The organism is Pseudomonas sp. Teo4, assembly GCF_034387475.1.
GTDB lineage: Bacteria > Pseudomonadota > Gammaproteobacteria > Pseudomonadales > Pseudomonadaceae > Aquipseudomonas.
Map to the genome: position 1 here is coordinate 556,939 of NZ_JAXCIL010000002.1, position 24,821 is coordinate 581,759.

At 64.1% G+C, this 24,821-nt stretch carries 22 protein-coding genes; 15 read left to right on the forward strand and 7 right to left on the reverse strand.

What is annotated here, in order from left to right; all coding sequences use genetic code 11:
- Positions 1-140: 140 nt before the first annotated feature.
- The 3 genes from PspTeo4_RS18890 to PspTeo4_RS18900 all read left to right on the forward strand — a co-directional run bounded on the left by PspTeo4_RS18890 (position 141) and on the right by PspTeo4_RS18900 (position 2,966).
- Positions 141-632 carry a hypothetical protein gene (locus PspTeo4_RS18890; protein ID WP_322366892.1) on the forward strand — a complete coding sequence of 164 codons (492 nt, stop codon included), beginning with the start codon at positions 141-143 and terminating at the stop codon, positions 630-632.
- Positions 633-711: 79 nt separating this feature from the next.
- Positions 712-2,118 carry an adenosylmethionine--8-amino-7-oxononanoate transaminase gene (locus PspTeo4_RS18895; RefSeq protein ID WP_322365438.1) on the forward strand — a complete coding sequence of 469 codons (1,407 nt, stop codon included), beginning with the start codon at positions 712-714 and terminating at the stop codon, positions 2,116-2,118.
- Positions 2,119-2,246: 128 nt separating this feature from the next.
- A complete protein-coding gene (locus PspTeo4_RS18900; RefSeq protein WP_322365439.1) occupies positions 2,247-2,966 on the forward strand; it encodes a 16S rRNA (uracil(1498)-N(3))-methyltransferase in 720 nt (239 codons plus the stop codon).
- Here PspTeo4_RS18900 and trhA read toward each other — a convergent pair.
- From trhA to PspTeo4_RS18935, 7 genes are all read right to left on the reverse strand, one after another.
- Complete coding sequence (gene trhA / locus PspTeo4_RS18905) at positions 2,963-3,580, reverse strand: PAQR family membrane homeostasis protein TrhA (protein ID WP_322365440.1); 618 nt, start codon at positions 3,578-3,580, stop codon at positions 2,963-2,965. The genes PspTeo4_RS18900 and trhA overlap by 4 nt on opposite strands.
- Before the next feature lie 200 nt (positions 3,581-3,780).
- The gene (locus PspTeo4_RS18910) at positions 3,781-4,254 is read right to left on the reverse strand and encodes a chemotaxis protein CheW (protein ID WP_322365441.1); all 474 of its coding nucleotides are present in this window, start codon (positions 4,252-4,254) and stop codon (positions 3,781-3,783) included.
- Entirely contained in the window at positions 4,247-9,538 is a 5,292-nt protein-coding gene (locus PspTeo4_RS18915) for an Hpt domain-containing protein (RefSeq protein ID WP_322365442.1), read from the reverse strand. The genes PspTeo4_RS18910 and PspTeo4_RS18915 overlap by 8 nt, the downstream gene beginning before the upstream one ends.
- Positions 9,539-9,548: 10 nt before the next feature.
- On the reverse strand, positions 9,549-11,609 hold the full coding sequence (locus PspTeo4_RS18920) for a methyl-accepting chemotaxis protein (RefSeq protein WP_322365443.1): 2,061 nt from the start codon (positions 11,607-11,609) through the stop codon (positions 9,549-9,551).
- A gap of 11 nt (positions 11,610-11,620) precedes the next feature.
- Positions 11,621-12,175: a chemotaxis protein CheW gene (locus PspTeo4_RS18925; protein ID WP_008094837.1), complete on the reverse strand. Its 555-nt coding sequence runs from the start codon at positions 12,173-12,175 to the stop codon at positions 11,621-11,623.
- Entirely contained in the window at positions 12,172-12,537 is a 366-nt protein-coding gene (gene pilH, locus PspTeo4_RS18930; RefSeq protein ID WP_322365444.1) for a twitching motility response regulator PilH, read from the reverse strand. The genes PspTeo4_RS18925 and pilH overlap by 4 nt, the downstream gene beginning before the upstream one ends.
- 47 nt (positions 12,538-12,584) lie before the next feature.
- Positions 12,585-12,986 carry a response regulator gene (locus PspTeo4_RS18935; RefSeq protein ID WP_322365445.1) on the reverse strand — a complete coding sequence of 134 codons (402 nt, stop codon included), beginning with the start codon at positions 12,984-12,986 and terminating at the stop codon, positions 12,585-12,587.
- 265 nt (positions 12,987-13,251) lie between these two features.
- Here PspTeo4_RS18935 and gshB point away from each other — a divergent pair, with 265 nt between their 5' ends.
- The 12 genes from gshB to phaZ all read left to right on the forward strand — a co-directional run bounded on the left by gshB (position 13,252) and on the right by phaZ (position 24,785).
- Positions 13,252-14,205 (forward strand): glutathione synthase, encoded by a 954-nt coding sequence (gshB, locus tag PspTeo4_RS18940; protein WP_322365446.1) that lies wholly within the window; start codon positions 13,252-13,254, stop codon positions 14,203-14,205.
- A gap of 91 nt (positions 14,206-14,296) precedes the next feature.
- Complete coding sequence (locus PspTeo4_RS18945; protein WP_322365447.1) at positions 14,297-15,202, forward strand: energy transducer TonB; 906 nt, start codon at positions 14,297-14,299, stop codon at positions 15,200-15,202.
- A gap of 87 nt (positions 15,203-15,289) precedes the next feature.
- Complete coding sequence (locus tag PspTeo4_RS18950; RefSeq protein WP_322365448.1) at positions 15,290-15,859, forward strand: YqgE/AlgH family protein; 570 nt, start codon at positions 15,290-15,292, stop codon at positions 15,857-15,859.
- Positions 15,859-16,284, forward strand: coding sequence for a Holliday junction resolvase RuvX (gene ruvX, locus PspTeo4_RS18955; RefSeq protein ID WP_023378332.1), 426 nt, complete (start codon positions 15,859-15,861; stop codon positions 16,282-16,284). The genes PspTeo4_RS18950 and ruvX overlap by 1 nt, the downstream gene beginning before the upstream one ends.
- Before the next feature lie 48 nt (positions 16,285-16,332).
- Positions 16,333-16,851, forward strand: coding sequence for a bifunctional pyr operon transcriptional regulator/uracil phosphoribosyltransferase PyrR (pyrR, locus tag PspTeo4_RS18960; RefSeq protein WP_322365449.1), 519 nt, complete (start codon positions 16,333-16,335; stop codon positions 16,849-16,851).
- Positions 16,852-16,863: 12 nt separating this feature from the next.
- Complete coding sequence (locus tag PspTeo4_RS18965) at positions 16,864-17,868, forward strand: aspartate carbamoyltransferase catalytic subunit (protein ID WP_008099987.1); 1,005 nt, start codon at positions 16,864-16,866, stop codon at positions 17,866-17,868.
- Entirely contained in the window at positions 17,865-19,136 is a 1,272-nt protein-coding gene (locus PspTeo4_RS18970; RefSeq protein WP_322365450.1) for a dihydroorotase, read from the forward strand. Before PspTeo4_RS18965 ends, PspTeo4_RS18970 begins: the two co-directional genes overlap by 4 nt.
- A 212-nt stretch (positions 19,137-19,348) precedes the next feature.
- Entirely contained in the window at positions 19,349-19,879 is a 531-nt protein-coding gene (gene hslV / locus PspTeo4_RS18975; RefSeq protein WP_322365451.1) for an ATP-dependent protease subunit HslV, read from the forward strand.
- A gap of 74 nt (positions 19,880-19,953) precedes the next feature.
- Entirely contained in the window at positions 19,954-21,297 is a 1,344-nt protein-coding gene (hslU, locus tag PspTeo4_RS18980) for an ATP-dependent protease ATPase subunit HslU (protein WP_322365452.1), read from the forward strand.
- 163 nt (positions 21,298-21,460) lie between these two features.
- Positions 21,461-21,838, forward strand: coding sequence for a DUF971 domain-containing protein (locus PspTeo4_RS18985; protein WP_322365453.1), 378 nt, complete (start codon positions 21,461-21,463; stop codon positions 21,836-21,838).
- Between the two features lie 352 nt (positions 21,839-22,190).
- Positions 22,191-23,870, forward strand: coding sequence for a class II poly(R)-hydroxyalkanoic acid synthase (gene phaC / locus PspTeo4_RS18990; protein WP_322365454.1), 1,680 nt, complete (start codon positions 22,191-22,193; stop codon positions 23,868-23,870).
- Positions 23,871-23,933: 63 nt separating this feature from the next.
- A complete protein-coding gene (gene phaZ, locus PspTeo4_RS18995; protein WP_322365455.1) occupies positions 23,934-24,785 on the forward strand; it encodes a poly(3-hydroxyalkanoate) depolymerase in 852 nt (283 codons plus the stop codon).
- Positions 24,786-24,821: the final 36 nt, after the last annotated feature.

The window sequence follows — 24,821 nt, forward strand, 5'->3', positions numbered from 1 at the left end:
ATGCGTTAAGAATACGTCAGGTATGCGGACCCTGCCAGCTCAGTGACATCAAGTCCTTTTGGCAACTGATATTTTTGTCAGTAGCCAGAATGCGCGGTGCCAGGCAATGCTGCCCCATGGCCGGTAGAGAGGACCCGCGCATGACCTATGAGGAGCACTTCCAGCACGTCGAACGGCAGTTCTTGTGTCGCAGGCAGGCCTTGCGTACACCCTCGGGCCTGAGCATACGTTCCAACTGCACCTCATGGGCGGGTTTTCACGAAGCCTTCAAAGGCGAAGAAGGCACCGAACTGGTGATCGGTGAGCACTGTGACGTGGAGATTGCGTTCAGCCAGGAAGTGGAAACCTTGACGCTTGAATACTATGTCGTCAGCGACGACCACTTCATCGATGTCCAGATGCTCCTGGACACCGAAGGGTGCGACTACGACCTGATTGCGTTGCCGCCTCGCAACTTCTACTGGCTGACGCTTTCAGGCAGCGGCTACACCGAATACATGCCTGGCCCTGTCGCCACCACGCCCTACCAGCAGATGATTTCCGGTCCCTTCCGACGCTTGACCATCTCCACTTCGCAGGCCGGCACGGTGCACATCCGCAAGCTGGCCTGGACGCGCACCAGTCGCCATTGAACACCAGCGGTTGTCCTGCCCTGCGGCATTGCTTAGGCTTACGCGGTCAAACCAAGCTGCAATGCCAGGAGAAGTGCCCATGGGCCTCAACGATCAGTGGATGCAACGCGACCTGAAGGTCCTGTGGCACCCCTGCACCCAGATGAAAGACCACGAGCAGCTGCCGCTGATCCCGATCAAGCGCGGTGAAGGCGTATGGCTCGAGGACTTCGAGGGCAAGCGCTACCTGGACGCCGTCAGCAGCTGGTGGGTCAACGTGTTCGGCCACGCCAACCCGCGCATCAACCAGCGCATCAAAGACCAGGTCGACCAGCTCGAACACGTCATCCTGGCCGGTTTCAGCCACCAGCCGGTGATCGAGCTGTCCGAGCGCCTGGTCGCCATGACACCCGCCGGACTCGACCGGGTGTTCTATGCCGACAACGGTTCTTCGTGCATCGAAGTGGCGTTGAAGATGAGCTTCCATTACTGGCAGAACATCGGCAAACCGGCGAAGAAACGCTTCGTGACCCTGACCAACAGCTACCACGGCGAAACCATCGCCGCGATGTCGGTGGGTGACGTGCCGCTGTTCACCGAAACCTACAAGGCGCTGCTGCTCGATACCATCAAGGTGCCCAGCCCGGACTGCTACCTGCGCCCGGAAGGCATGAGCTGGGAAGAACACTCGCGCAACATGTTCGCGGCCATGGAGCAGACCCTGGCCGAGCATCACGAGACCCTCTCTGCAGTGATCATCGAGCCGCTGATCCAGGGCGCTGGCGGCATGCGCATGTACCACCCGGTCTACCTCAAGCTGCTGCGTGAAGCGTGCGACCGCTATGGCGTGCACCTGATTCACGACGAAATCGCCGTGGGCTTCGGCCGCACCGGCACCATGTTCGCCTGCGAGCAAGCCGGTATTCGCCCGGACTTCCTGTGCCTGTCCAAGGCCCTGACCGGCGGCTACTTGCCGCTGGCCGCCTGCCTGACCACCGACATCGTGTACCAGGCGTTCTACGACGATTACCCGACCCTGCGCGCCTTCCTCCACTCGCACAGCTACACCGGCAACCCGCTGGCGTGCGCCGCAGCCCTGGCGACCCTGGACATCTTCGAGCAGGACAACGTGATCGAGGCCAACAAGGCCTTGGCCACACGCATGGCCAGCGCTACCGCGCACCTTGCCGACCACCCGCATGTGGCTGAAATCCGCCAGACCGGCATGGCCCTGGCCATCGAGATGGTGCAGGACAAGGCCGGCAAGGTCGCCTACCCCTGGCAGGAACGCCGCGGCCTGAAGGTGTTCGAGCATGCGCTGACCCGCGGCGCGCTGCTGCGCCCACTGGGCAGCGTGGTGTATTTCCTGCCGCCGTACGTGATCACCCCGGAGCAGATTGACTTCCTGGCCGAGGTGGCCAGCGAAGGCATCGACATTTCGACACGCGACAGCGTCAGTGTCGCGGTACCGGCCGACTTCCATCCAGACTTCCGCGATCCGGGCTGACCTTGCATCTCGCCCCGCCCCTGTGAAAGCGGGTTTACCCGCGAATGCGATGGTGAGTTCACTGCCGTATTCGCGGGTAAACCCGCTCCCGCAGGGAGATTAGTACCCTCAACACTCCGAGCAGAACCATGAGACTGTCCCGCTTCTTCATCGACGCCCCCTTGAGCCTAGGCGAGCACGACCTGCCCGAAGCCCAGGCCCACTACATTGGCCGCGTGCTGCGCATGTCGGCTGGCGATGCCGTGCAATTGTTCGACGGCAGCGGCCAGGAGTACCTCGGCCAGCTGCTGGAGGTGGGCAAGAAAAGCGTGCGCGTGAGCCTCGACCAGGCCCTGCCCGGCCAGGCCGAATCGCCCTTGCACATCCATCTGGGCCAGGGCCTGTCCCGTGGCGAGCGCATGGACTGGGCGATTCAGAAGGCTACCGAACTTGGCGTCAATGAAATCACCCCGATCGTCAGCGAACGCTGCGAAGTGCGCCTGAAAGATGAGCGCGCCGACAAACGCCTGGCCCACTGGCGCCAAGTGGCCATCAGCGCCTGCGAGCAGTGTGGCCGCTCGACTCTGCCGATCATTCACCCGCCCGTGACCCTCGCCGAATGGCTCAAGGGCACCGAAGCCGACCTCAAACTGGTCCTGCATCCAGTGGCAGAACCGTTGACCAGCCACGCCAAGCCCTCGCGTCTGGCGTTTCTGATCGGCCCTGAAGGCGGCCTGAGCGAAGCTGAAGTCGACCAGGCCAAAGCCGCAGGCTGCCACGCCGCCCGGCTCGGCCCACGCGTGCTGCGCACCGAAACCGCGCCAGTAGTGGCGTTGTCGGTGGCACAGCAGCTGTGGGGCGATTTCTAACGCACGTAGAACGACACGGCGATGAAGTGCATAAGGCTGCCGGCGATCACGAACAGGTGCCAGATGCCATGCCAGTGGCGAAAGCGACTGTCGAAGGCGAAGAAGATGATGCCCACGGTGTAGAACACCCCGCCGGCCGCCAACCAGGCGAAGCCGGCGCCGCCCAGGCTGTGCAGCAGCGGCTTGACCGCCACCAGGACGATCCAACCCATCACTGCATAGATGATGATCGACAGGATCCGCGCCTCGGAGCGCGGCTTGATCTCCTGCAGCATGCCCACCACCGCCAGGCCCCAGACCACGCCGAACAGGCTCCAGCCCCAAGGCCCACGCAAGCTGACCAGGCAGAACGGCGTATAGCTACCGGCGATCAGCAGGTAGATCGATAGGTGATCTAGCTTGCGCATGATCACTTTCGCTCGTCCGCGCGTGCTGTGGTAAAGCGTGGAAATGCTGTAAAGCAGCAGTAACGTGCCGCCATAAATGGAGAAGCTGACGATCTTCCAGGGGTCGCCCTGCAGCCCCGCCACCACGATCAGCCAGATGGCGCCGATGCAGGCCAGCACGGCACCGACCAGATGCGTCCAGGCGTTGAAGCGTTCACCGTAATACATGCAAACACAGACCTCCCATGGCAAGCAGGGTTCCTGATGGAGCTGGTTCCGGCCTTTTCGCGGGTAAACCCGCTCCCACATCTTGGACTGCCCCCAAGAAGTTGGACACAAATCCAACCCTTTGGGGCAGTCCATCTCAAGGACTGTGGCGAGCCCGTGGGAGCGGGTTTACCCGCGAAGAGGCCATCAGCACCACCATCCTACCCAGCGGCAGGTTGCAGTTCTGCGTCACGCACCAGCCGCTCCAGCGCCCCCAGGTCAGGCACCCGCGCCACCTGCTCGCCCACCTGCACCGCTGCCAACTCCAGGCTGCCCAGCGCCACATCCACATAGTTGAGCTGGCTGTCGAGCTTGCACGACCGGGGAATGTCCTGCAGCAACACTGCCAGGTAACGCAGCCCGGTGTCGCCCAAGGCATTGAGCACGACGATACGCGCCCGCTCGCCACATGGCGTTTCGCCGCCACAGGCTGCTTCGAAACCGATCAGCGGCAAGTGCTGCTGACGCCAGTCGATCCAGCCAAGGTGCCATGAAGGCTCACTCCGCTCACACGGCAGCGAGCGCCGGCCAAGCAATTCAGCCACGGCCACATTGGGCAACACCAGGGTGCGGTCTCCCAGCGGCAGCAACAGCCCAGTGAGGCTGCTGCGCTGGCCGGCGATCAGCTCAAGCATGGTTCTGGCTCCAGTGGGCAATGCTCTGCAACAGGACCGACTCCTGATACGGCTTGCCCAGGTACTCGTTAACGCCGATGGCCATGGCCCGGTCACGGTGTTTCTGCCCGGTCCGTGAGGTGATCATGATGATGGGCAGGTCTTTGAGCCGTTCATCCCGGCGAATGCGGGTCGCCACTTCGAATCCGTCCATGCGTGGCATCTCGATATCCAGCAGCAATACGTCCGGGCGGTGCTCTTCGAGCTGAGCCATGGCATCGACACCGTCCTTGGCCGTCAGCACACTCATGCCATGACGCTCCAGCAACCGGCTGGTGACCTTGCGCACGGTGACCGAGTCGTCCACCACCATCACCAGCAACGCCCGCCGAGGCGCCGGGCCAAACAGCTGGCGCTGCGCATCGCTGCCGCCCGGCAGGCGTGCCAGGCGCCGTTGTTGCCCACGCAGTTGCCCCAGCAGGTCGAGAATCAGCACCACGCGGCCATCACCGAGCAGGGTCGCCCCAGAAAGCCCCGCCACTGCAGCAAACTGCGGCCCCAGGCTTTTCACCACGATCTCGCGGCTCGGCGACAGGCTGTCCGCCTGGATGGCGAACGACTGCTCCTGGGAGTGAACCAGCAACACCGGCAGCGGCACGCTCTGACCCAACAGGTTGGGCCGTGCCACGCCCTGCAGCAATTCGCCCAGATAGCGCAGCTCGTAAGCATGGCCGGCATACACATAGCGTGGCGTGCCCAGTTGGTAGCAGGCATCGAGCTCCGCTGGCGGCACCCGGACGATACCTTCGATGGTGTTGAGTGGAATGGCGTACTGCTCTTCGCCCAGGTGCACCATCAGGGCGCGGTTGATCGAAACCGTGAACGGCAAGCGAATCAGGAACCGCGCCCCTTTGCCCTGGGCCGACTCGATGCTCATCGAACCGCCCAGCTGCTTGACCTCTTCGTGGACCACATCCATGCCCAAGCCACGCCCGGAAATCTGGGTGATCTTCTCGGCCGTGGAAAAACCGGGGCGCAGGATGAACTGCAGGATTTCGTGGTCACTCACCTGCGCCTGCGGGTCTAGCAAGCCACGCTTGATTGCCTTGCGCCGCACGGCTTCCAGCGGTACGCCGGCGCCATCGTCGGTCATTTCGATGACGATGTCGGCGCCCTCGTGAAGCAGGTTCAGGTGAATGGTGCCCTGCTCCGGCTTGCCAGCGGCCAGGCGTACCTCGCGTGACTCCAGGCCATGGTCCACGGCGTTGCGCAGCATGTGCTCCAGCGGCGCCACCATGCGCTCCAGGACACTGCGGTCCAATTCGCCTTCAGCATTGCCGACCACCAGTTCCACCTGCTTGCCCAGCTCGGTTGCCACTTGCCGTACCACCCGCTGCAGGCGCGGCACCAGCCGCTCGAACGGCACCATCAACGTCGCCGTCAAACCTTCTTGCAGCTGGCTGGCCACCCGCGCCTGCTGCTGCAGCAAGCTGTAGGCTTCCTGGGCGCGCTGGGCCAAGGTCTCCTTGAGGTCGAGCAAGTCTGAGGCAGACTCGAACAGTGCCCGCGACAACTGTTGCAGCTGGGAGTGGCGGTCCATTTCCAGCGGATCGAAGTCGTCGTAGGCGTCACCTTCGATTTGCTGGCGGCTGGAAATCCGCCCCTGGGTCTCGATATCCAGACGCAGCAGCTGATCGCGCATGCGCTCCAGCGTGGTCTCCATTTCGTTCAGGGCGAACTGCGCATCGTTGACCTGCTGCTCGATGCGCCCGCGGATCACCGAATGCTCACCGGCCAGGTTACCCAGCTCGTCGAGCAACTCGGCATCGACCTTGACCATGTCACCCGCCGCCCGCTCGGGCGCCGCGGCAGGCGCCTCGGCCGGCGTCGCTTCGGCTTGCGCCTGGCCAGCGGCGCTGTCGGTCAGGGCTGCACTGCTGAAGTTGCGGATATAGTCGATCAGCGCCGTGGCCGCATGCAGCGGCTGCCCCAGGCGCACGGCATCGAGCATGTGCGCCAGGCGGTCATGGCAATTCTGCAGCAAGGCGAACAACGGCGGGCTCGGCGGCAGGCGCCCGGCAGCGAGCAGCTCGTAAAGGAATTCCAATTCATGGGCCAGGTCGCCGATGGCGGCGATCTCGACCATTCGCGCTCCACCCTTGAGGGTGTGCAGGTCACGCAGCAGGTTGTCCACTTCGACGCTGCTGCGCGGGTCAGCCTGCCAACGCGCCAAAGCCTCGGCAGCGCTTTCGACGATGTCCGAGCTCTCTTCCAGGAATACTTCCAGCAGCTCCTTGTCGCCCGGGCTGTCTGCCTCTTCGACAGCAGGCTCGCTGCTGACCGGTAGCGGTGCATGGCGCACTTCGCGCATTTCACCCAGCAGCTCGACCGCCGAAGCAGGCGCCTGGCCCTGACGCAGGCTGTCGAGCATCTCGCCCAAGGCAACATGGCCACGGCGCAGCAGCGTGATCAACCCTGCGCTTGAGCCCAGGCGTCGATCGACCAAGGCCTCATAGAACAGGCCCAGTTCCTGGGCCAGCCGCTCCACCGCGCCGACCGCTGCCATTTGCGCGGCGCCCTTGAGCGTCTGCATATCGTGCTGCAGGGACGAAAGCGTAGACAGGTTGTCCGGCTCCTGGCCCCATTGCTGCAGGGCCTGGTCGGCACTGTCGAGGATGTCCCGCGCTTCTTCGAGGAACAGTTGCGCCAACAGCGGGTCGTCCAGGTCCACGCTGGGAGGCAGTGGCGTGACCGCTTCGCTCCCCACCAGGCCGGTGGCATCAGGCGCCAAAGCCTCGGCCAGCAGGCCGCGCAACGCATCGATCCGCTCCGGCCTGGGCGTGACCTCCTGGCCCGCCGCCACTTCATCGAGCATGTCGATCAGCGCCTCGTGGGCCTGCTGGGCCTGGGCGAAGAAACGTGCGTCCGGCGCCAGGCTGCCCTCTTCCACCGCGCCGTAGAGGTCCAGCAGCGCCTCGCAGACATCGTCCATCTGCCACAGGTCAGCCAAGTGCGCGCCGTGACCCAGGGTGGTCAACTCATCCAGCAGGGTGTCCAGCTCTTGCCGCTGGCCGGGATGTTCCTGCCAACGCGAGAGCAGCGATTCGGCATCGAGCAGGATATCCATGCCTTGCCCCAGGAAACTGGCGATCAGTTGCGGGTCACGCTTGCTCCGGCGCGCATGCTGCGGGTCTTCATGCAAGGTGGCCAGGCGCTCGTCTACCTGTTGCCCGATCTGTTCGATCAGTTGCGCCGCCCCCGCAATGGCCGCCAGAGGTGTGCTGCCCAATTGGGCCAGGCCCAGGTGGAACAGGGTACGCGCCGCTTCCAGCCATTCGAGCTCCGCGACTTGCAGCGGCAACTGGTGGCCCTTGTACTCACGAACCAGTCGGTCGAATGCAGTGGCCAGCTCGGCAATCGGCATGACGCCCGCCATGGCGGCGCTGCCCTTCAAGGTATGCAACGCACGCTGCAGGGCGTCGCTTACCGGCGTGTCGCGGCCCGCCGCTTCCTGCAGGAAGCGGTCCAGGCTGGACAGGTGCCCTTGTGCCTCGTTGCGGAAGATCTCCAGTAATTGCGGGTCGAGGCCATCGACCTCGGCGCTGGTGGGCGCATCGTTCTCGGCCAGCGCATGCAGGTGGCTCGCCAGTTGCTCGATCTCGGTCAACTGCGGCAACTGCCCTGCGGCAAAGTCGGCCAGCAGGTCAGGCAAGTGGACGAACACCCGCTGCAAGGCCACCACGGCCTCCGGCACCAGCGCAATGCGCCCCTCGAGCACGCGGTTGAGCAGGTGCTCGGCCCCCCAGGCCAGCTCGGCCACCGCCTCGGCATGAACCATGCGCCCGCTGCCCTTGAGCGTGTGCAGGGCGCGACGCACTTCCATCAAGGCTTCACGCAGGTGGTTGTCGGCCCGCCAGCGCAACCAGTGCCGTTCGATTTCAGGCAGCAACTCGCCGGCTTCTTCGAGGAATACCTCGCGCAGCTCGTCATCGATGCCGTCGCTGCCCCCCGCCTGGTCGGTGTCCGTCACCAGCAACGTGCACTGCACCCCCAGCGCCGCCAGGCTGGCGCGCGCCATGTTGATGAAGGGCTGGCCATCGGCCAATGGATCGGCTACGCGCCACTGCAGGTAGCATTCGCCAGCACTCAGTGCTTCAGCCAAGTGCGTGAGTTCATCCGTGGGGGGTTCGATATCCAGATGCTGCAACCAGCCCTGGACGTATCCTGCACAACCGGCGAACACCTCGGCGGCAACCGGCAGCATCAGCATCGACAAGGCGCCGCGCACCTGCTGCAGCAAGCCCGGCAAAGGCTGCAGGCGTTGCCGTGGCCAGCCGGACTCCAGGCAGTCGCCGATCAGGTCCTTGGCCTGCTGCACCACGGACAGCGACTCGCTCAGCACCAACTGACGGATTTCGGCCAGGTCCGAGCCTGGCAGGCCACCTTGACCACCCTCTTCCAGCGGGCCAACCATGCCGTTCAGGGAGGCCTCGACGTACAGCAAGGCACCCGCCACATCCATCAGCACCGCGTCATCCACCACACGCTCGCCCCGGGCCAGTGCCTGCAGGGCCAACACCTGGTCGATGATCACCCGCCGTGGTTGCTGGAAGCCCAGCACCGCCAAGGTGTCGGCGACGTGGCGCAAGGGCGCCAGCAGGTCTTCCAGTTGTTCGCTGTTCTGACGGTCTCCACGTACGAAATGGTCCAGACGCTCCTTGATGCGCATCAGGTCATCGCACAACGCCGTCACTACCGAACGCAACGCATCGCGCCCCGGCCCGGCCTGCATCTGCTCACGCCAATTGCCCAGCGACAGGTCGAGGTTGGCCAGGTCGTCTGCCCCGGCAAAACGCTCGATGGCCCCACCGATCAGGCTGCCCTGGGCCAGCGGGTCGACACCACGACAGACGCGCAACTGGTTGAGCAAGGGCAGCATCACCAATGGCAGGTCATGCCGTGCGCCACGCAACCGTTCCAGGTAGGACGGCAACTGCTCCAGGCCACGGAAAACTGCACCCAGGCACTCGCCGCGCGGGCTGACCTGGCCTTCCGCAAGGGCCCTGGCCAGTAGTTCCAGTTCTTCTGCCAGGTGCGCCGCACCACGCAATTCGAGCATGCGCAGGCAACCGTGCACCTGGTGCAGGTTATCGACGACGAACGCCAGTATCGACAGGTCGCCCGGCTCCCCGGCAAAGCGCTCCAGGGCCTGGCGGGCCTGACCAAGGCAATCGAGGATGGCCGCCTTGGTCCAGGCCAGGGCAACCGTGTCGTGACGTTCGGGGGTGACTGCGGCTGACGCCATGGACAACTCCTCAGCGCGGCTCGGCAGGTGCCGGCAGGGTGAAGCCGGACACCGAGCGACGCATCTCGCTGGCCATGCGTGCCAGGTGTCGGATGCTGTCGGCCGTGGCGCCGGAGCCGGCGGACGTCTGTGCGGTAATCTGCTGGATCACCGCCATCGTGTGGGAAATCTGCCCCGCCGAAGACGTCTGCAACTGGGCCGCATCGGAAATGCTGTGGATCAGTTCCGCAAGGTTCTGCGACACGCCCTCGATCTCGGCCAGCGCCACCCCGGCGTCTTGCGCCAGACGCGCACCGCGCACCACTTCGGCGGTGGTCTGCTCCATCGAAATGACCGCCTCGTTGGTGTCGGCCTGAATGGTGCGCACCAGCGCTTCGATCTGCCGCGTCGCCGAAGAAGAACGCTCGGCCAGTCGCTGTACCTCGTCGGCAACCACCGCGAAACCTCGGCCAGCTTCACCCGCCAGCGATGCCTGGATGGCCGCGTTGAGGGCAAGAATGTTGGTCTGATCGGCAATATCGTCGATCAGGCTGACGATATCGCCAATTTCCTGGGAAGACTCGCCAAGACGCTTGATCCGCTTGGCGGTGTCCTGGATCTGTTCGCGAATGTTGTCCATCCCATTGATGGTGTTGTGCACCACCTCGTTGCCCTTGTTGGCGATGGCCACCGAACGCTCGGCCACCTTGGCCGACTCGTAGGCATGGGCCGACACCCGGTCGATCGACTCGACCATGTCGCCCACCGCTTCAGACGCTTCGCTGATCTGCTCGGCCTGGTGTTCCGAGGCCTTGGCCAGCTGGCGTGCGGTGTTCTGCGTGTCCTGTACCGCTGCGGCGACCTGTTCGGCGCTGTGGTTGATGGTCGCCACCAGATCGCGTAACTGGTCCACGGAATAGTTGATCGAGTCGGCGATGGCGCCGGTAAAGTCTTCGGTGACCGACACGGTCACGGTCAGGTCGCCGTCGGCCAGTTCTTCGATCTCGTCGAGCAGACGCATGATCGCCTGCTGGTTGCGCTCGTTCTTCTCTGCCGTTTCATGCAGCTGCCGGTGCGTGGCACGCACCATCACCAGGCCAATCAGAATGATCGACGCCAGCGCCAGCAGGCCCAGCACGTAGCCGCCGACAGTATCGAGGGTGCGCCCGCTGGCCAGGTTCTCGAAGCTGTTGGCCAGGTGCGAGGCTTCGTCCAGCAAGGTCTGCGACAGGCTGAAGATATTGCTGGCGGCTTCACGCACGCGGAACAGTTCGGGCGAGGTTTCGAGAATCTCGTCCACCGAACCGGCCACGAACTGGAACAGCTCGGCGATTTCAGCCAGTCGCGCCCGGGCATCGGCGTCTTCCACGCGGGTTACCTGAATCGCCGGATTGCCCCCGAGCATGCCTTCGAGCACCTGCCCGAAGCGGCTGGCATCGCGACCAAAGGCGTCGGCCGCCTGGGCTGCCGTGTCATCACCGGCCAACACGGTGTTGACCGAGCCAAGAATACGTTCGGCCAACAATAGCTGGCGCTGGGCGACCACCACCTGGTTGGCCGGGGCACCGCTCTGCAGCAGGATTTCCACGACCTTCTCGTACTCGACCTGCAACTGCGGCACGGTTTCGGCCAGGGTTGCCGCCACCTGGTGCAGCGACAGCACGGTCTGCTCGCTGGCAAGGATGGTATCGGTGTTCTTGCGCAGGTTGTCCCAGTCCTGGCGCACCGCCTCCATCTCGTCACGCACAGTGGCGGGGGCTGCCGGCAAGCCGGTGGACTTGTCACCCTCGCGCAGGTAGCTCCAGCGCCGTTCGAAGTCGTTGCGCGCATCGGACAGCAGCTTGAAGGCCAACGCCTTGCCGGCCGCCGCTTCGGTGGCGTTCTTGGCAATACGCTGCGACAACACGCGCAACTCGCCGGCATGGCCGATGTACTGCTTGTCGTGGTTGGACTGGGTGTTGAGGTAGGCGAAATTGGCGAACAACAGGATGATCGACAGAATCAGCACCACGAACAGCACGGTGATCTGCGCGCTGCTGCGTGTGCGCTGGGTCACTGGGGGTGGAGTGACGCTGGTGGCCGGCTTGCTCACGTTCGAAGGTCCTATAACGCCACATCAAGAAAGCCCGGGGCCTGGGCCAGGGCAAAGGGGCTGAAAATGGCCCAGTTGCGCTCACGGGGGAAGTGCCCCTGAACGAAACGGGCCGCAGCGCGCAGCAGCGGCTGCGGCGGCGACAGTTCAAGGCTGCTCAACGCGAAGTGCTGCAGCCCCAGCACTTCGTCCACCAGCAGCCCGACGAACAGGTCTTCGTGGTCCAGCACCAGCACCCGGCGTTGCTTGCCCGGTGCTGCCGGGCCCAGGCCGAAGAAACTGCTCAGGTCCATCACCGGCAACAGCCGGCCGCGCAGGTTGGCCACGCCGCACACCCACGGCTGCACACCCGGCACACGGCTGCTGCGGGGTTCACGAAGCACTTCGGCCACTTCGCCCATGGGGGCCACGAACCATTGCCCGGCGATACGAAAGCCGATGCCGCTCCACTGTTGCAGCCGGGTGTCCTGAGGCGGCTGGTCGGCCACCAGCAGACGGCAGCGCCGGTCGATGTCCAGCAGCAGCTCGAAGGCGGTCAGCGACGCGCCTTGCGGGCGGGTGGTCAAGCGCCCAGCACTTCTTTGAGCTTGGCGATCAGCGCATCTTCTTCCACAGGCTTGGTCAGGAAGTCACGGGCGCCCTGGCGCGTGGCCCAGATGCGGTCGGTTTCCTGGTCCTTGGTGGTGACCACGATCACTGGAATGGCGCTGGTTTCCGGGTCTTTGCTGAGCTGGCGGGTGGCCTGGAAGCCGTTCATGCCAGGCATGACGATGTCCATCAGCACCGCCTCGGGTTTCTCCTGACGGGCCAAGGCAACGCCATCGGCGCCGTTGCTGGCCTTGAGCACCTGGTAGCCGTGTTTCTCCAGCCATTCGGTCAATCGGTACATCTCTGTCGGCGAGTCGTCGACAATCAGAACTCGGGCCATGCTGATTCCCCATCAGGACAATAAAAACGGCGCCATGGCGGGCGCGGTCAGGGTGCTTGTTGTTCGGGCGCGGCGAAACCAGGGACGTGCGCCCTGATCGCATCGAGCAGCTCTTCCTTGCTAAAGGGTTTGGTCAGGAACTGGTCGGAGCCGACCACCCGGCCACGGGCCTTGTCGAACAGGCCGTCGCGCGACGAAAGCAGAATTACCGGGATGTCCCTGTAGGCGCTGTTGTGCTTGATCACTGCGCAGGTCTGGTAGCCGTCCAGGCGCGGCATCAGCACATCGACGAAGATGATCTGCGGCTGGTGGTCGACGATCTTGGCCAGGGCATCGAAACCGTCGCTGGCGGTGATGACCTCGCAGCCCGCTTCGCCGAGCAACATCTGCGCAGTGCGGCGGATCGTGCGGGAATCATCGATCACCATCACCTTCAGGGGTTGTTCCATAAATGCCTACCAGTGGAAGTTAGCTGCAAGTGGTGCGGCCATCGCCGGCAAGCCGGCTCCTACACTGTGGGAGCCGGCTTGCCAGCGATGGGCTGCGCAGCGGCCCCTACACAGATGCCACAAAGTGCTTGCAGCTGCACTTTTAGCACACTCCGGGAGGCCATTCCATCTGCCGCACCCCTTGACCAGCCGCGTTCCCGGCGCCACCCTGAGCCACTTTTCTTTCGATCCATCGCGGCCCGCTGCCGCCAAGAGGAACCACCCCATGAGCGTTCGCCTCGGCATTGTCATGGACCCCATCGCGTCCATCTCCTACAAGAAGGACAGCTCGCTGGCCATGCTGCTGGCCGCCCAGGCCCGCGGCTGGAGCCTGTTCTACATGGAACAGCGCGACCTGTACCACGGCGAAGGCAAAGCCCGCGCACGCATGCGCCCGCTCAAAGTGTTCGCCGACCCGGCCCGCTGGTTCGAACTGGGCGAGGAGCAGGACAGCCCTCTGGCCGAGCTGGATGTGGTGCTGATGCGCAAGGACCCGCCGTTCGACATGGAGTTCGTCTACAGCACTTACCTGCTGGAGCAAGCCGAAGCCGAAGGCGTGCTGGTGGTCAACCGTCCCCAGAGCCTGCGCGACTGCAACGAAAAGCTCTTCGCCACACGCTTCCCGCAGTGCATGGCGCCTACCCTGGTCAGCCGCCGTGCCGACATCCTGCGTGAATTCGCCGCCACCCATGGTGACGTGATTCTCAAGCCGCTGGATGGCATGGGTGGCGCGTCGGTGTTCCGCCACCGTCCGGGCGACCCCAACCTCTCGGTGATCCTCGAGACCCTGACCCAGCACGGCGGCCAGCAGATCATGGCCCAGGCCTACCTGCCCGAGATCAAGGACGGCGACAAGCGCATCCTGATGATCGATGGCGAGCCGGTCGACTACTGCCTGGCGCGCATTCCAGCCAGTGGCGAAACCCGTGGCAACCTGGCCGCCGGTGGCCGTGGTGAAGCCCGCCCGCTGACCGAACGTGACCGCTGGATTGCCGCCCAGGTCGGGCCTGCCCTGCGTGAAAAGGGCCTGTTGTTCGTCGGCCTGGATGTGATCGGCGACTACCTGACTGAAATCAACGTCACCAGCCCGACCTGCATCCGCGAGATCGATGCCGCCTACAACACCGACATCGGCGGCAAGCTGATGGACGCCATTGATCGCCAGTTGAAGGCGCGCTGACCGCCGACACGCGGCAAATACGCGGAGTGGGGTATGATGCCGGTCCTTTAGACCTGAGCTGCTGCCCCGCCTCGCGGTTGCTGGATACCCGATGACGCTGCCCGCCGACATCCCCGCCGACCTGCTGCCACCCCGCGTTCGCCCGGTGGACCGGCTCGGCTTTACCTTGTTCCTGGCTGCCCTGGTGCACCTGGCGCTGATCCTTGGCGTGGGCTTCTCCGTGGTCGAACCGGCGAAAATCCGTCACACCATGGACTTCACCCTGGCCACCTTCAAGAGCGAGAAACCGCCCGAGAAGGCCGACTTCCAGGCACAGAACGACCAGCAAGGCAGCGGCACGCTGGACAAGAAAGCGGTGCCCAAGACCACCGAGGTCGCGCCGTTCCAGGACAGCAAGATCAACAAGGTCACGCCACCGCCGGCGTCCAAGCCAGAAGTGGAGCCGCCGCCCGCACCGCAAAAGTCCGCCGTGGCCACCAAAGCGCCAAAACCGCAGAAGGTCGAGCCCAAGCCCAAGGAAAGCAAACCGCAGCCCAAGCCTGCAGCGCCGACGCCGGACTTCGACAGCTCGCAGCTTTCCAGCCAGATCGCCAGCCTCGAGGCCGAGCTGTCCAACGAGCAGCAGATGTACGCCAAGCGCCCGCGCATCCACCGCCTCAATGCCGCCTCGACCATGCGCGACAAGGGTGCCTGGTACAAAGAGGAATGGCGCAAGAAGGTCGAGCGGGTGGGCAACCTGAACTACCCAGATGAAGCGCGTCGCCAGCAGATCTACGGCAACTTGCGGATGATGGTGTCGATCAACCGCGACGGCTCGCTGTACGAGGTGCTGGTGCTGGAGTCGTCCGGGCAGCCGGTGCTGGACCAGGCCGCGCAGCGCATCGTGCGGCTGGCGGCGCCGTTCGCGCCGTTTACCGGCGATTTGGCGGAGTTTGACCGGCTGGAGATCATCCGGACCTGGCGGTTTGCCCGTGGGGACCGTTTGTCCAGTAACTGATTGGTTATTTGGGGCCGCTTCGCGCCCCATGAACCTGACACACACAGCACCTTGTCAGCCTCGCCACCTGGCGCCACACTATCCCCCATGAAAACCCTCACCCCGAGCTACCTCAAGCATCAGTTCCTGATCGCCATGCCGCACATGACCGATCCGAACTTCGCCCAGACCCTCACGTACATCGTCGAGCACAACGCCAATGGCGCCATGGGCCTGGTGGTCAACCGACCACAGGAGCTGAACCTGGCCGACATTCTCGAGCAGTTGCGCCCGGACGAGGAGCCACCGACCAGCACCCTGCAGGTGCCGATCTACCAGGGTGGCCCGGTACAAACCGATCGCGGGTTCGTCCTGCACACCAGCGAATGCAGCTTCCAGGCCACCGTCGCCCTCGACGGCCTGTCGCTGACCACCTCGCAGGACGTGCTGCTGGCCATCGCCGCCGGGGTGGGCCCGAAACAAAGCCTGATCACCCTCGGTTACGCAGGCTGGGAGGCCGGGCAACTGGAGGCGGAACTCGCGGACAACGCCTGGCTCAACTGCCCGTTCGACCCCGAGATCATCTTCGGCCTGGCCAGCGACCTGCGCCTGGACGCCGCCGCCGCCAGCCTGGGTATCAACCTCAATCTGCTGACCAGCCAGGCGGGCCACGCCTGATGGCCGAACTGCGCCTGCTGCTGGGCTTCGACTACGGCAGCAAACAAATTGGTGTGGCCGTGGGCCAGGTGATTACCGGACAGGCCCGCGAGCTGTGCGTGCTCAAGGCACAGAACGGCGTACCGGACTGGAACCAGGTCGAGAAGCTGATCAAGGAATGGAAACCCGACGCCATCGTCGTCGGCCTGCCGCTGAACATGGACGGCACGCCCAGCGACATGAGCGAGCGTGCCGAAAAGTTTGCCCGCCGCCTCAATGGCCGCTTCAACCTGCCCGTGCACACCCACGATGAGCGCCTGACCACCTTTGAAGCCAAAGGCGAGCAGATGGCCCGTGGCGGTCGACATGGCAGCTACCGCGACAACCCAGTCGATGCCATCGCCGCTGCCCTGCTGCTGCAAGGCTGGCTGGAGGCCAACACTTAAATCCGCTTTGCCGCCGGGCTAACCCGGCGCCCTCCCAAGGAGCACGCAATGAGCCTACCCAATCCCGCCGAGCTGATCCGGCAGATGGCTGTCGACCTTCGCGCCCACCTGGCCCGCCGCGCCATTACCGAACCCCGTTTCATCGGCATCCGCACCGGTGGCGTCTGGGTGGCCCAGGCCCTGCAGCAGGAGATGGCCGATACCAGCCCATTGGGCACACTTGACGTGTCCTTCTACCGCGACGACTTCAGCCAGAACGGCCTGCACCCGCAGGTGCGCCCGTCCGAGCTGCCATTCGAAGTCGAAGGCCAGCATCTGGTGCTGATCGATGACGTGCTGATGAGCGGTCGCACCGTGCGCGCCGCCCTCAATGAACTGTTCGATTATGGCCGTCCGGCCAGCGTGACACTGGTCTGCCTGCTCGACCTCGACGCCGGCGAATTGCCAATCCGCCCGAACGTGCTCGGTGCCACCCTGTCGCTGGCCCCCAATGAGCGGGTAAAATTGACCGGACCCGCACCGCTCGCCCTCGAGCGCCAGGACCTCGCCACCGCTTCCGCCCTTTAAGAGTCCCCCGCGATGACGCCAATCGACGCCAAGCGCCCGCTGCAGCTCAATGATCAGGGCCAGCTGCGCCACTTCCTCTCGCTCGACGGTTTGCCCCGCGAACTGCTCACCGAGATCCTCGACACCGCCGACTCCTTCCTGGAAGTCGGCGCCCGGGCCGTCAAGAAAGTCCCGTTGCTGCGCGGCAAGACCGTGTGCAACGTGTTCTTCGAGAACTCCACCCGTACCCGCACCACCTTCGAACTGGCTGCCCAGCGCCTGTCGGCGGATGTGATCAGCCTCAACGTGTCGACATCCTCGACCAGCAAGGGCGAAACCCTGTTCGACACCCTGCGCAACCTTGAGGCCATGGCCGCCGACATGTTCGTCGTGCGCCACTCCGACTCCGGTGCCGCGCACTTCATCGCCGAGCACGTGTGCCCGGATGTCGCGGTGATCAACGGCGGTGATGGCCGCCATGCGCACCCGACCCAGGGCATGCTCGACATGCTGACCATCCGTCGCCACAAAGGCAGCTTCGAGAACCTGTCGGTCGCCATCGTCGGCGATATCCTGCACTCGCGCGTGGCCCGCTCGGACATGCTGGCGCTCAAGGCCCTGGGCTGCCCGGACATCCGCGTCATCGGCCCGAAAACCCTGATTCCGATCGGCATCGAGCAATACGGCGTGAAGGTCTACACCGACCTGGCCGAAGGCCTGAAAGATGTCGACGTGGTGATCATGCTGCGCCTGCAACGTGAGCGCATGGCCGGCGGCCTGTTGCCCAGCGAAGGCGAGTTCTACCGCCTGTTCGGCCTGACCACCGCCCGCCTGGCCGGCGCCAAGCCCGACGCCATCGTCATGCACCCGGGGCCGATCAACCGTGGTGTGGAGATCGAGTCGGCGGTGGCCGACGGCAAGCACTCGGTGATTCTCAACCAGGTCACCTACGGTATCGCCGTGCGCATGGCCGTGCTGTCCATGGCCATGAGCGGGCAGAACGCGCAACGTCAATTCGACCAGGAGAACGCCCAGTGACCATCAGTATTCTTGGCGCCCGGGTCATCGATCCCAAGACCGGCCTGGACCAGATCACCGACCTGCACCTGGACGGTGGTCGCATCGCCGCTATCGGCGCAGCCCCCGCGGGCTTCAGCGCCAGCCGCACGATTCAGGCGGACGGCCTGGTCGCCGCGCCCGGCCTGGTCGACCTGGGCGTTTCGCTGCGCGAACCGGGTTACAGCCGCAAAGGCAACATTGCCAGTGAAACCCGTGCGGCCGTGGCCGGTGGCGTGACCAGCCTGTGCTGCCCGCCGCAGACCAAGCCGGTACTGGACACTTCGGCAGTGGCCGAGCTGATTCTCGACCGCGCCCGCGAGGCCGGCAACAGCAAGGTCTACCCGATCGGCGCCCTGACCAAGGGGCTGGAAGGCGAACAGCTGGCCGAATTGGTGGCCCTGCGCGACACCGGCTGTGTCGCGTTCGGCAATGGCCTCAAGGAAATCCCCAACAACCGCACCCTGGCCCGCGCCCTGGAGTATGCCGCCACCTTCGACCTGACGGTGGTGTTCCACTCCCAGGACCGCGACCTGGCCCAGGGTGGGCTGGCTCACGAAGGCGCCATGGCCAGCTTCCTTGGTTTGCCTGGCATTCCGGAAACCGCTGAAACCGTGGCCCTGGCGCGCAACCTGCTGTTGGTCGAGCAGACCGGCGTGCGTGCGCACTTCACCCAGATCACCAGCGCCCGTGGCGCACGGCTGATCGCCCAGGCGCAGCAGCTGGGGCTTCCGGTAACCGCTGATGTGGCGTTGTACCAGCTGATTCTCACCGACGAGTCGCTGCGTGATTTCTCCAGCCTGTACCACGTGCAGCCACCGCTGCGCACCGCCGCCGACCGCGACGGCCTGCGCGAAGCGGTGAAGTCGGGCGTGATCCAGGCGATCTCCAGCCATCACCAGCCCCACGAGCGTGACGCCAAGCTGGCCCCGTTCGGTGCCACTGAACCGGGCATCAGCAGCGTCGAGCTGTTGTTGCCGCTGGCCATGACACTGGTGGAGGATGGCTTGCTCGACCTGCCGACCCTGATGGCTCGACTGACCAGCGGCCCGGCTGCGGCCCTGCGCTTGCCGGCTGGCGAGCTGAAAGTGGGTGGCGCGGCCGACCTGGTGCTGTTCGACCCGGAAGCGTCGACGGTTGCCGGTGAGCAATGGTTCTCCCGTGGCGAGAACTGCCCGTTCATCGGCCACTGCCTGCCAGGCGCGGTACGTTATACCTTGGTCGATGGGCATGTCTGCCACGAGGCCTGATTAAGCCCCTGGGCCCCATCGCCGGCAAGCCGGCTCCCACAGGGAAACCACTGCTCTAACGGCCTGTGGTATTCCTGTGGGAGCCGGCTTGCCGGCGATGGGGCCAGCACAGCCACCGACAACCACTCATCCCCCAAGGTTGAAATCCTTCCCCCCACCCCCATATGAGTCTGCATCAGGCACTTTCGCCCCGCTGCGTGGAGACTCTCCCCTTGACCACCATCGTTTCTGTCCGCCGTAACGGCAAAGTCGTCATGGGCGGCGACGGCCAGGTATCCCTCGGCAACACCGTGATGAAAGGCAACGCCAAGAAGGTCCGTCGCCTGTACCACGGCCAGGTCATCGCAGGCTTCGCCGGTGCCACCGCCGATGCCTTCACCCTGTTCGAACGCTTTGAGGGGCAACTGGAAAAACACCAGGGCCACCTGATCCGTGCTGCCGTAGAACTGGCCAAGGAATGGCGTACCGACCGCTCGCTGAGCCGCCTGGAAGCCATGCTGGCAGTGGCCAACAAGGATGCCTCCCTGATCATCACCGGCAACGGCGATGTGGTCGAACCCGAAGACGGCCTGATCGCCATGGGTTCCGGCGGCGCCTACGCCCAGGCCGCAGCCCGCGCCCTGCTGAACAAGACCGACCTCTCGGCGCGCGAAATCGCCGAATCTGCCCTGAACATCGCCGCCGATATCTGCGTGTTCACCAACCACAACCTGACCATCGAGGAGCAGGACCTGGCCGAGTAATCAGTTGTTTTGGCGTCCCGCCCATGGCGGGACTTTTCCACACTGATCACACCGTCCAAGGACCATTTTTGATCATGTCCATGACCCCCCGCGAGATCGTCCACGAACTCAACCGCCACATCATCGGCCAGGACGACGCCAAGCGCGCCGTGGCCATCGCCCTGCGCAACCGCTGGCGGCGCATGCAGCTGCCTGCCGAGCTGCGTGCCGAGGTGACCCCGAAGAACATCCTGATGATCGGCCCCACCGGCGTCGGCAAGACCGAAATCGCCCGTCGCCTGGCCAAGCTGGCCAACGCACCGTTCCTCAAGGTCGAAGCCACCAAGTTCACCGAGGTGGGTTATGTTGGCCGTGATGTCGAGTCGATCATCCGCGACCTGGCCGATGCCGCGCTGAAGATGCTGCGCGAGCAAGAAATCATCCGCGTGCGCCACCGCGCCGAAGATGCCGCCGAAGACCGCATCCTCGATGCCCTGCTGCCACAGGCCCGAGTCAGCAGCTTCGCCGAAGAAGCCGCGCAGACCAGCACCGATTCCAACACCCGCCAACTGTTCCGCAAGCGCCTGCGCGAAGGCCAGCTGGACGACAAGGAAATCGAGATCGAAGTGGCCGAGTCCATGGGCGTCGAGATTGCCGCGCCGCCCGGCATGGAAGAAATGACCAACCAGCTGCAAAGCCTGTTCGCCAACATGGGCAAGGGCAAGCGCAAGGCGCGCAAGCTCAAGGTCAAGGAAGCGCTGAAGATGGTTCGCGACGAAGAAGCGAGCCGTCTGGTCAACGAGGAAGAACTCAAGGCCAAGGCCCTGGAAGCGGTCGAACAACACGGCATCGTGTTCATCGACGAAATCGACAAGGTTGCCAAGCGTGGCAACGTTGGTGGTGCCGATGTATCCCGCGAGGGTGTGCAGCGCGACCTGTTGCCACTGATCGAAGGCTGCACCGTCAATACCAAGCTGGGGATGGTCAAGACCGACCACATCCTGTTCATCGCTTCGGGTGCGTTCCACCTGAGCAAGCCAAGCGACCTGGTGCCCGAGCTGCAAGGCCGTCTGCCAATTCGCGTGGAACTCAAAGCGCTCACGCCTGAAGACTTCGAACGCATCCTGCAAGAGCCGCACGCCTCGCTGACCGAGCAGTACGCCGCACTGCTGAAAACCGAAGGCCTGAACATCGAGTTCGCCGCCGACGGCATCAAGCGCCTGGCCGAAATTGCCTATCAGGTCAACGAAAAGACCGAAAACATCGGTGCCCGCCGCCTGCATACCCTGCTTGAGCGCCTGCTCGAAGAGGTGTCGTTCAGCGCTGGCGACCTGGCCAGCACTCACGATGAGACGCCGATCAAGATCGATGCGGCTTATGTGAACGGCCACCTGGGTGAGCTGGCACAGAACGAAGACCTGTCGCGCTACATCCTGTAAGACTGGCTGCGGCTGCTTCGCGGGTAAACCCGCTCCCACAGGATCACCACAGTGGCAAAAACTGTGGCGAGCCTGTGGGAGCGGGTTTACCCGCGAATGGGCCCTTGAATCCCTGCACCGGAAGCTGGAAGCTAGCGCCATCAGCTCCCAAGAGATTCATCCCATGGCCCGCCTGCCCACCGCCATCAACCTGCACAAAGCCTCCAAGACCCTCAGCCTTACCTACGGCCCCGAAGAGGTCTACCACCTGCCCGCCGAGTTCCTGCGGGTGCACTCCCCCTCCGCCGAGGTCCAGGGCCACGGCAATCCCATCCTGCAATTTGGCAAGATCAACGTCGGTTTGGTCGGCTTGGAGCCGGCTGGACAATATGCACTGAAATTGACCTTCGACGATGGCCATGACAGCGGATTGTTCACTTGGGAGTATCTGGAGCAGCTGTGCCTGCGCCAGGAGCAACTCTGGGCCGAGTACCTCGACGACCTGCACAAAGCCGGAAAATCTCGCGACCCCGCAGAATCCGTCGTCAAGCTGATGCTCTAGCTCAATAGTCCTACGCATTAGAGCGCATTTTCTAATCTCATCTGCTTGAATGCCTAATTGACAGCCCGCTACGGGTTGTCTTGCGCATTACATGAAAGTCGGGTAACCAATGGAGCTGGCAAGTTCCCTGCATCGCAATGTGTGCGTTCGGGGGAGAGGCTGGTTGTTGTAGAGGTCGCGAGCGAAAGCAGGCTGTCTTCACACGCAGAATCCCCGCAGCTCATCACCGACACGCATCCGGTCGCGGTACCGCTGTTCCTTATCACTGGTCACCCGAGTAGTAGTACCGGGCTTTCTTCCGTGCACCTGTCATGGAAACCGGTACGCGTCTCAGGACAACGGAGCGTCGTAGATGAGTAACAAGAACAACGATGAGTTGCAGCGGCAAGCCTCGGAAAACACCCTGGGGCTGAACCCGGTCATCGGCATCCGCCGCAAGGACCTGCTGAGCTCTGCCCGTACTGTGCTGCGTCAGGCCATGCGCCAACCGCTGCACAGCGCCAAGCACGTAGCGCACTTTGGCCTGGAACTGAAAAACGTGTTGCTGGGCAAATCCGCCCTGAAACCGGAAAGCGACGACCGTCGCTTCACCGACCCGGCCTGGAGCAACAACCCCCTGTATCGTCGTTATCTGCAGACCTACCTTGCCTGGCGCAAGGAACTGCACGACTGGATCGGCGAGAGCGACCTCTCCCCGCAGGACATCAGCCGCGGGCAGTTCGTCATCAACCTGATGACCGAGGCCATGGCGCCCACCAATACCCTGTCCAACCCGGCAGCGGTCAAACGCTTCTTCGAAACCGGCGGCAAAAGCCTGCTGGACGGCTTGTCCAACCTCGCCAAAGACCTTGTGCACAATGGCGGCATGCCCAGCCAGGTGAACATGGAAGCGTTCGAGGTGGGCAAGAACCTGGGTACCAGCGAAGGCGCGGTGGTCTACCGCAACGACGTGCTGGAGCTGATCCAGTACAGCCCGATCACCGAGCAGGTGCACAGTCGCCCGCTGCTGGTGGTGCCACCACAGATCAACAAGTTCTATGTCTTCGACCTGAGCCCGGAAAAGAGCCTGGCGCGTTTCTGCCTGCGCTCGCAGCAGCAGACCTTCATCATCAGCTGGCGCAACCCGACCAAGGCCCAGCGCGAATGGGGCCTGTCGACCTACATCGACGCCCTCAAGGAAGCGGTGGACGCAGTGCTGTCGATTACCGGCAGCAAGGACCTGAATATACTCGGCGCCTGCTCCGGCGGCATCACCTGCACCGCGCTGGTGGGCCATTACGCCGCGCTCGGCGAGCAGAAGGTCAACGCCCTGACGTTGTTGGTCAGTGTGCTGGACACCACCGTCGACACCCAAGTCGCACTGTTCGTCGACGAGCAGACCCTGGAGTCCGCCAAGCGCCACTCCTACCAGGCCGGGGTACTCGAAGGCAGCGACATGGCCAAAGTGTTCGCCTGGATGCGCCCCAACGACCTGATCTGGAATTACTGGGTCAACAACTACCTGCTGGGCAACGAGCCTCCGGTGTTCGACATCCTGTTCTGGAACAACGACACCACGCGCCTGCCAGCCGCCTTCCACGGCGACTTGATCGAAATGTTCAAGAACAACCCGCTGACCCGGCCCGAGGCGCTGGAAGTGTGCGGCACGGCCATCGACCTGAAGAAGGTCCAGTGCGACATCTACAGCGTTGCCGGCACCGCCGACCACATCACCCCCTGGCAGTCGTGCTACCGCTCGGCGCACCTGTTCGGCGGCAAGATCGAGTTCGTGCTGTCCAACAGCGGCCACATCCAGAGCATTCTGAACCCGCCGGGCAACCCCAAGGCGCGTTTCATGACCGGTGCCGACCGCCCGGGCGACCCGCTGGCCTGGCAGGAAAACGCCGACAAGCATGCCGACTCCTGGTGGTTGCACTGGCAAAACTGGCTGGGCGAGCGCGCTGGCGAACTGAAGAAAGCACCGACACGCTTGGGCAACCGGGCCTATGCGGCCGGTGAGGCATCTCCAGGCAGCTACGTTCACGAGCGTTGAGTTGCATCGCCGTGGCCACCGCAAGGTGAGCCACGGCGCTACTTTCACCACAGAGTCATGCGCATGCCGCCACCCTACATATTCAGGACCGTCGAACTGGACGACCAGTCCATCCGCACCGCCGTCCGGCCAGGCAAGCCGCACCTGACGCCGTTGCTGATCTTCAATGGCATCGGCGCCAACCTGGAGCTGGTGTTCCCGTTCATCGAGGCCCTGGACCCGGACCTGGAAGTCATCGCCTTCGACGTGCCCGGTGTCGGCGGCTCGTCGACCCCGCGGCGCCCCTACCGCTTTCCTGGCCTGGCCAAGCTCACCGCTCGCATGCTCGATTACCTCGACTATGGCCAGGTCAACGCCATCGGTGTGTCCTGGGGCGGAGCGCTGGCCCAGCAGTTCGCGCATGACTACCCCGAACGCTGCAAGAAGCTGGTGCTGGCGGCGACTGCCGCGGGCGCAGTGATGGTGCCCGGCAAGCCCAAGGTGCTGTGGATGATGGCCAGCCCCAGGCGCTACATCCAGCCGTCCCATGTGATCCGCATCGCACCGATGATCTACGGTGGTGGCTTTCGCCGTGACCCGGATCTGGCCATGCATCATGCGTCCAAGGTCCGTTCCGGCGGCAAGATGGGCTACTACTGGCAACTGTTCGCCGGGCTTGGCTGGACTAGCATCCACTGGCTGCACAAGATCAGCCAGCCGACCCTGGTGCTGGCAGGCGACGATGACCCGTTGATCCCACTGATCAACATGCGCCTGCTGGCCTGGCGAATTCCCAACGCCGAGCTACACATAATCGACGATGGCCACCTGTTCCTGATTACACGGGCGGGCGCCGTGGCCCCGATCATCATGAAATTCCTCCAGCAAGAACGCCAACGCGCAGTCATGCATCCTCGGCCCGCCTCTGGTGGCTGAGCAGCGCTCTGCGCTTTCGCTTGTGCGGGCGTGAAG

Bases quoted from the DNA above. Each gene is read 5' to 3' on its own strand.
- PspTeo4_RS18890 (WP_322366892.1), top strand. From the start codon at position 141: ATGACCTATGAGGAGCACTTCCAGCACGTCGAACGGCAGTTCTTGTGT.
- PspTeo4_RS18895 (WP_322365438.1), top strand. From the start codon at position 712: ATGGGCCTCAACGATCAGTGGATGCAACGCGACCTGAAGGTCCTGTGG.
- PspTeo4_RS18900 (WP_322365439.1), top strand. From the start codon at position 2,247: ATGAGACTGTCCCGCTTCTTCATCGACGCCCCCTTGAGCCTAGGCGAG.
- trhA (WP_322365440.1), bottom strand. From the start codon at position 3,580: ATGTATTACGGTGAACGCTTCAACGCCTGGACGCATCTGGTCGGTGCC.
- PspTeo4_RS18910 (WP_322365441.1), bottom strand. From the start codon at position 4,254: ATGCTTGAGCTGATCGCCGGCCAGCGCAGCAGCCTCACTGGGCTGTTG.
- PspTeo4_RS18915 (WP_322365442.1), bottom strand. From the start codon at position 9,538: ATGGCGTCAGCCGCAGTCACCCCCGAACGTCACGACACGGTTGCCCTG.
- pilH (WP_322365444.1), bottom strand. From the start codon at position 12,537: ATGGCCCGAGTTCTGATTGTCGACGACTCGCCGACAGAGATGTACCGA.
- PspTeo4_RS18935 (WP_322365445.1), bottom strand. From the start codon at position 12,986: ATGGAACAACCCCTGAAGGTGATGGTGATCGATGATTCCCGCACGATC.
- gshB (WP_322365446.1), top strand. From the start codon at position 13,252: ATGAGCGTTCGCCTCGGCATTGTCATGGACCCCATCGCGTCCATCTCC.
- PspTeo4_RS18945 (WP_322365447.1), top strand. From the start codon at position 14,297: ATGACGCTGCCCGCCGACATCCCCGCCGACCTGCTGCCACCCCGCGTT.
- PspTeo4_RS18950 (WP_322365448.1), top strand. From the start codon at position 15,290: ATGAAAACCCTCACCCCGAGCTACCTCAAGCATCAGTTCCTGATCGCC.
- ruvX (WP_023378332.1), top strand. From the start codon at position 15,859: ATGGCCGAACTGCGCCTGCTGCTGGGCTTCGACTACGGCAGCAAACAA.
- pyrR (WP_322365449.1), top strand. From the start codon at position 16,333: ATGAGCCTACCCAATCCCGCCGAGCTGATCCGGCAGATGGCTGTCGAC.
- PspTeo4_RS18965 (WP_008099987.1), top strand. From the start codon at position 16,864: ATGACGCCAATCGACGCCAAGCGCCCGCTGCAGCTCAATGATCAGGGC.
- hslU (WP_322365452.1), top strand. From the start codon at position 19,954: ATGTCCATGACCCCCCGCGAGATCGTCCACGAACTCAACCGCCACATC.
- PspTeo4_RS18985 (WP_322365453.1), top strand. From the start codon at position 21,461: ATGGCCCGCCTGCCCACCGCCATCAACCTGCACAAAGCCTCCAAGACC.
- phaC (WP_322365454.1), top strand. From the start codon at position 22,191: ATGAGTAACAAGAACAACGATGAGTTGCAGCGGCAAGCCTCGGAAAAC.
- phaZ (WP_322365455.1), top strand. From the start codon at position 23,934: ATGCCGCCACCCTACATATTCAGGACCGTCGAACTGGACGACCAGTCC.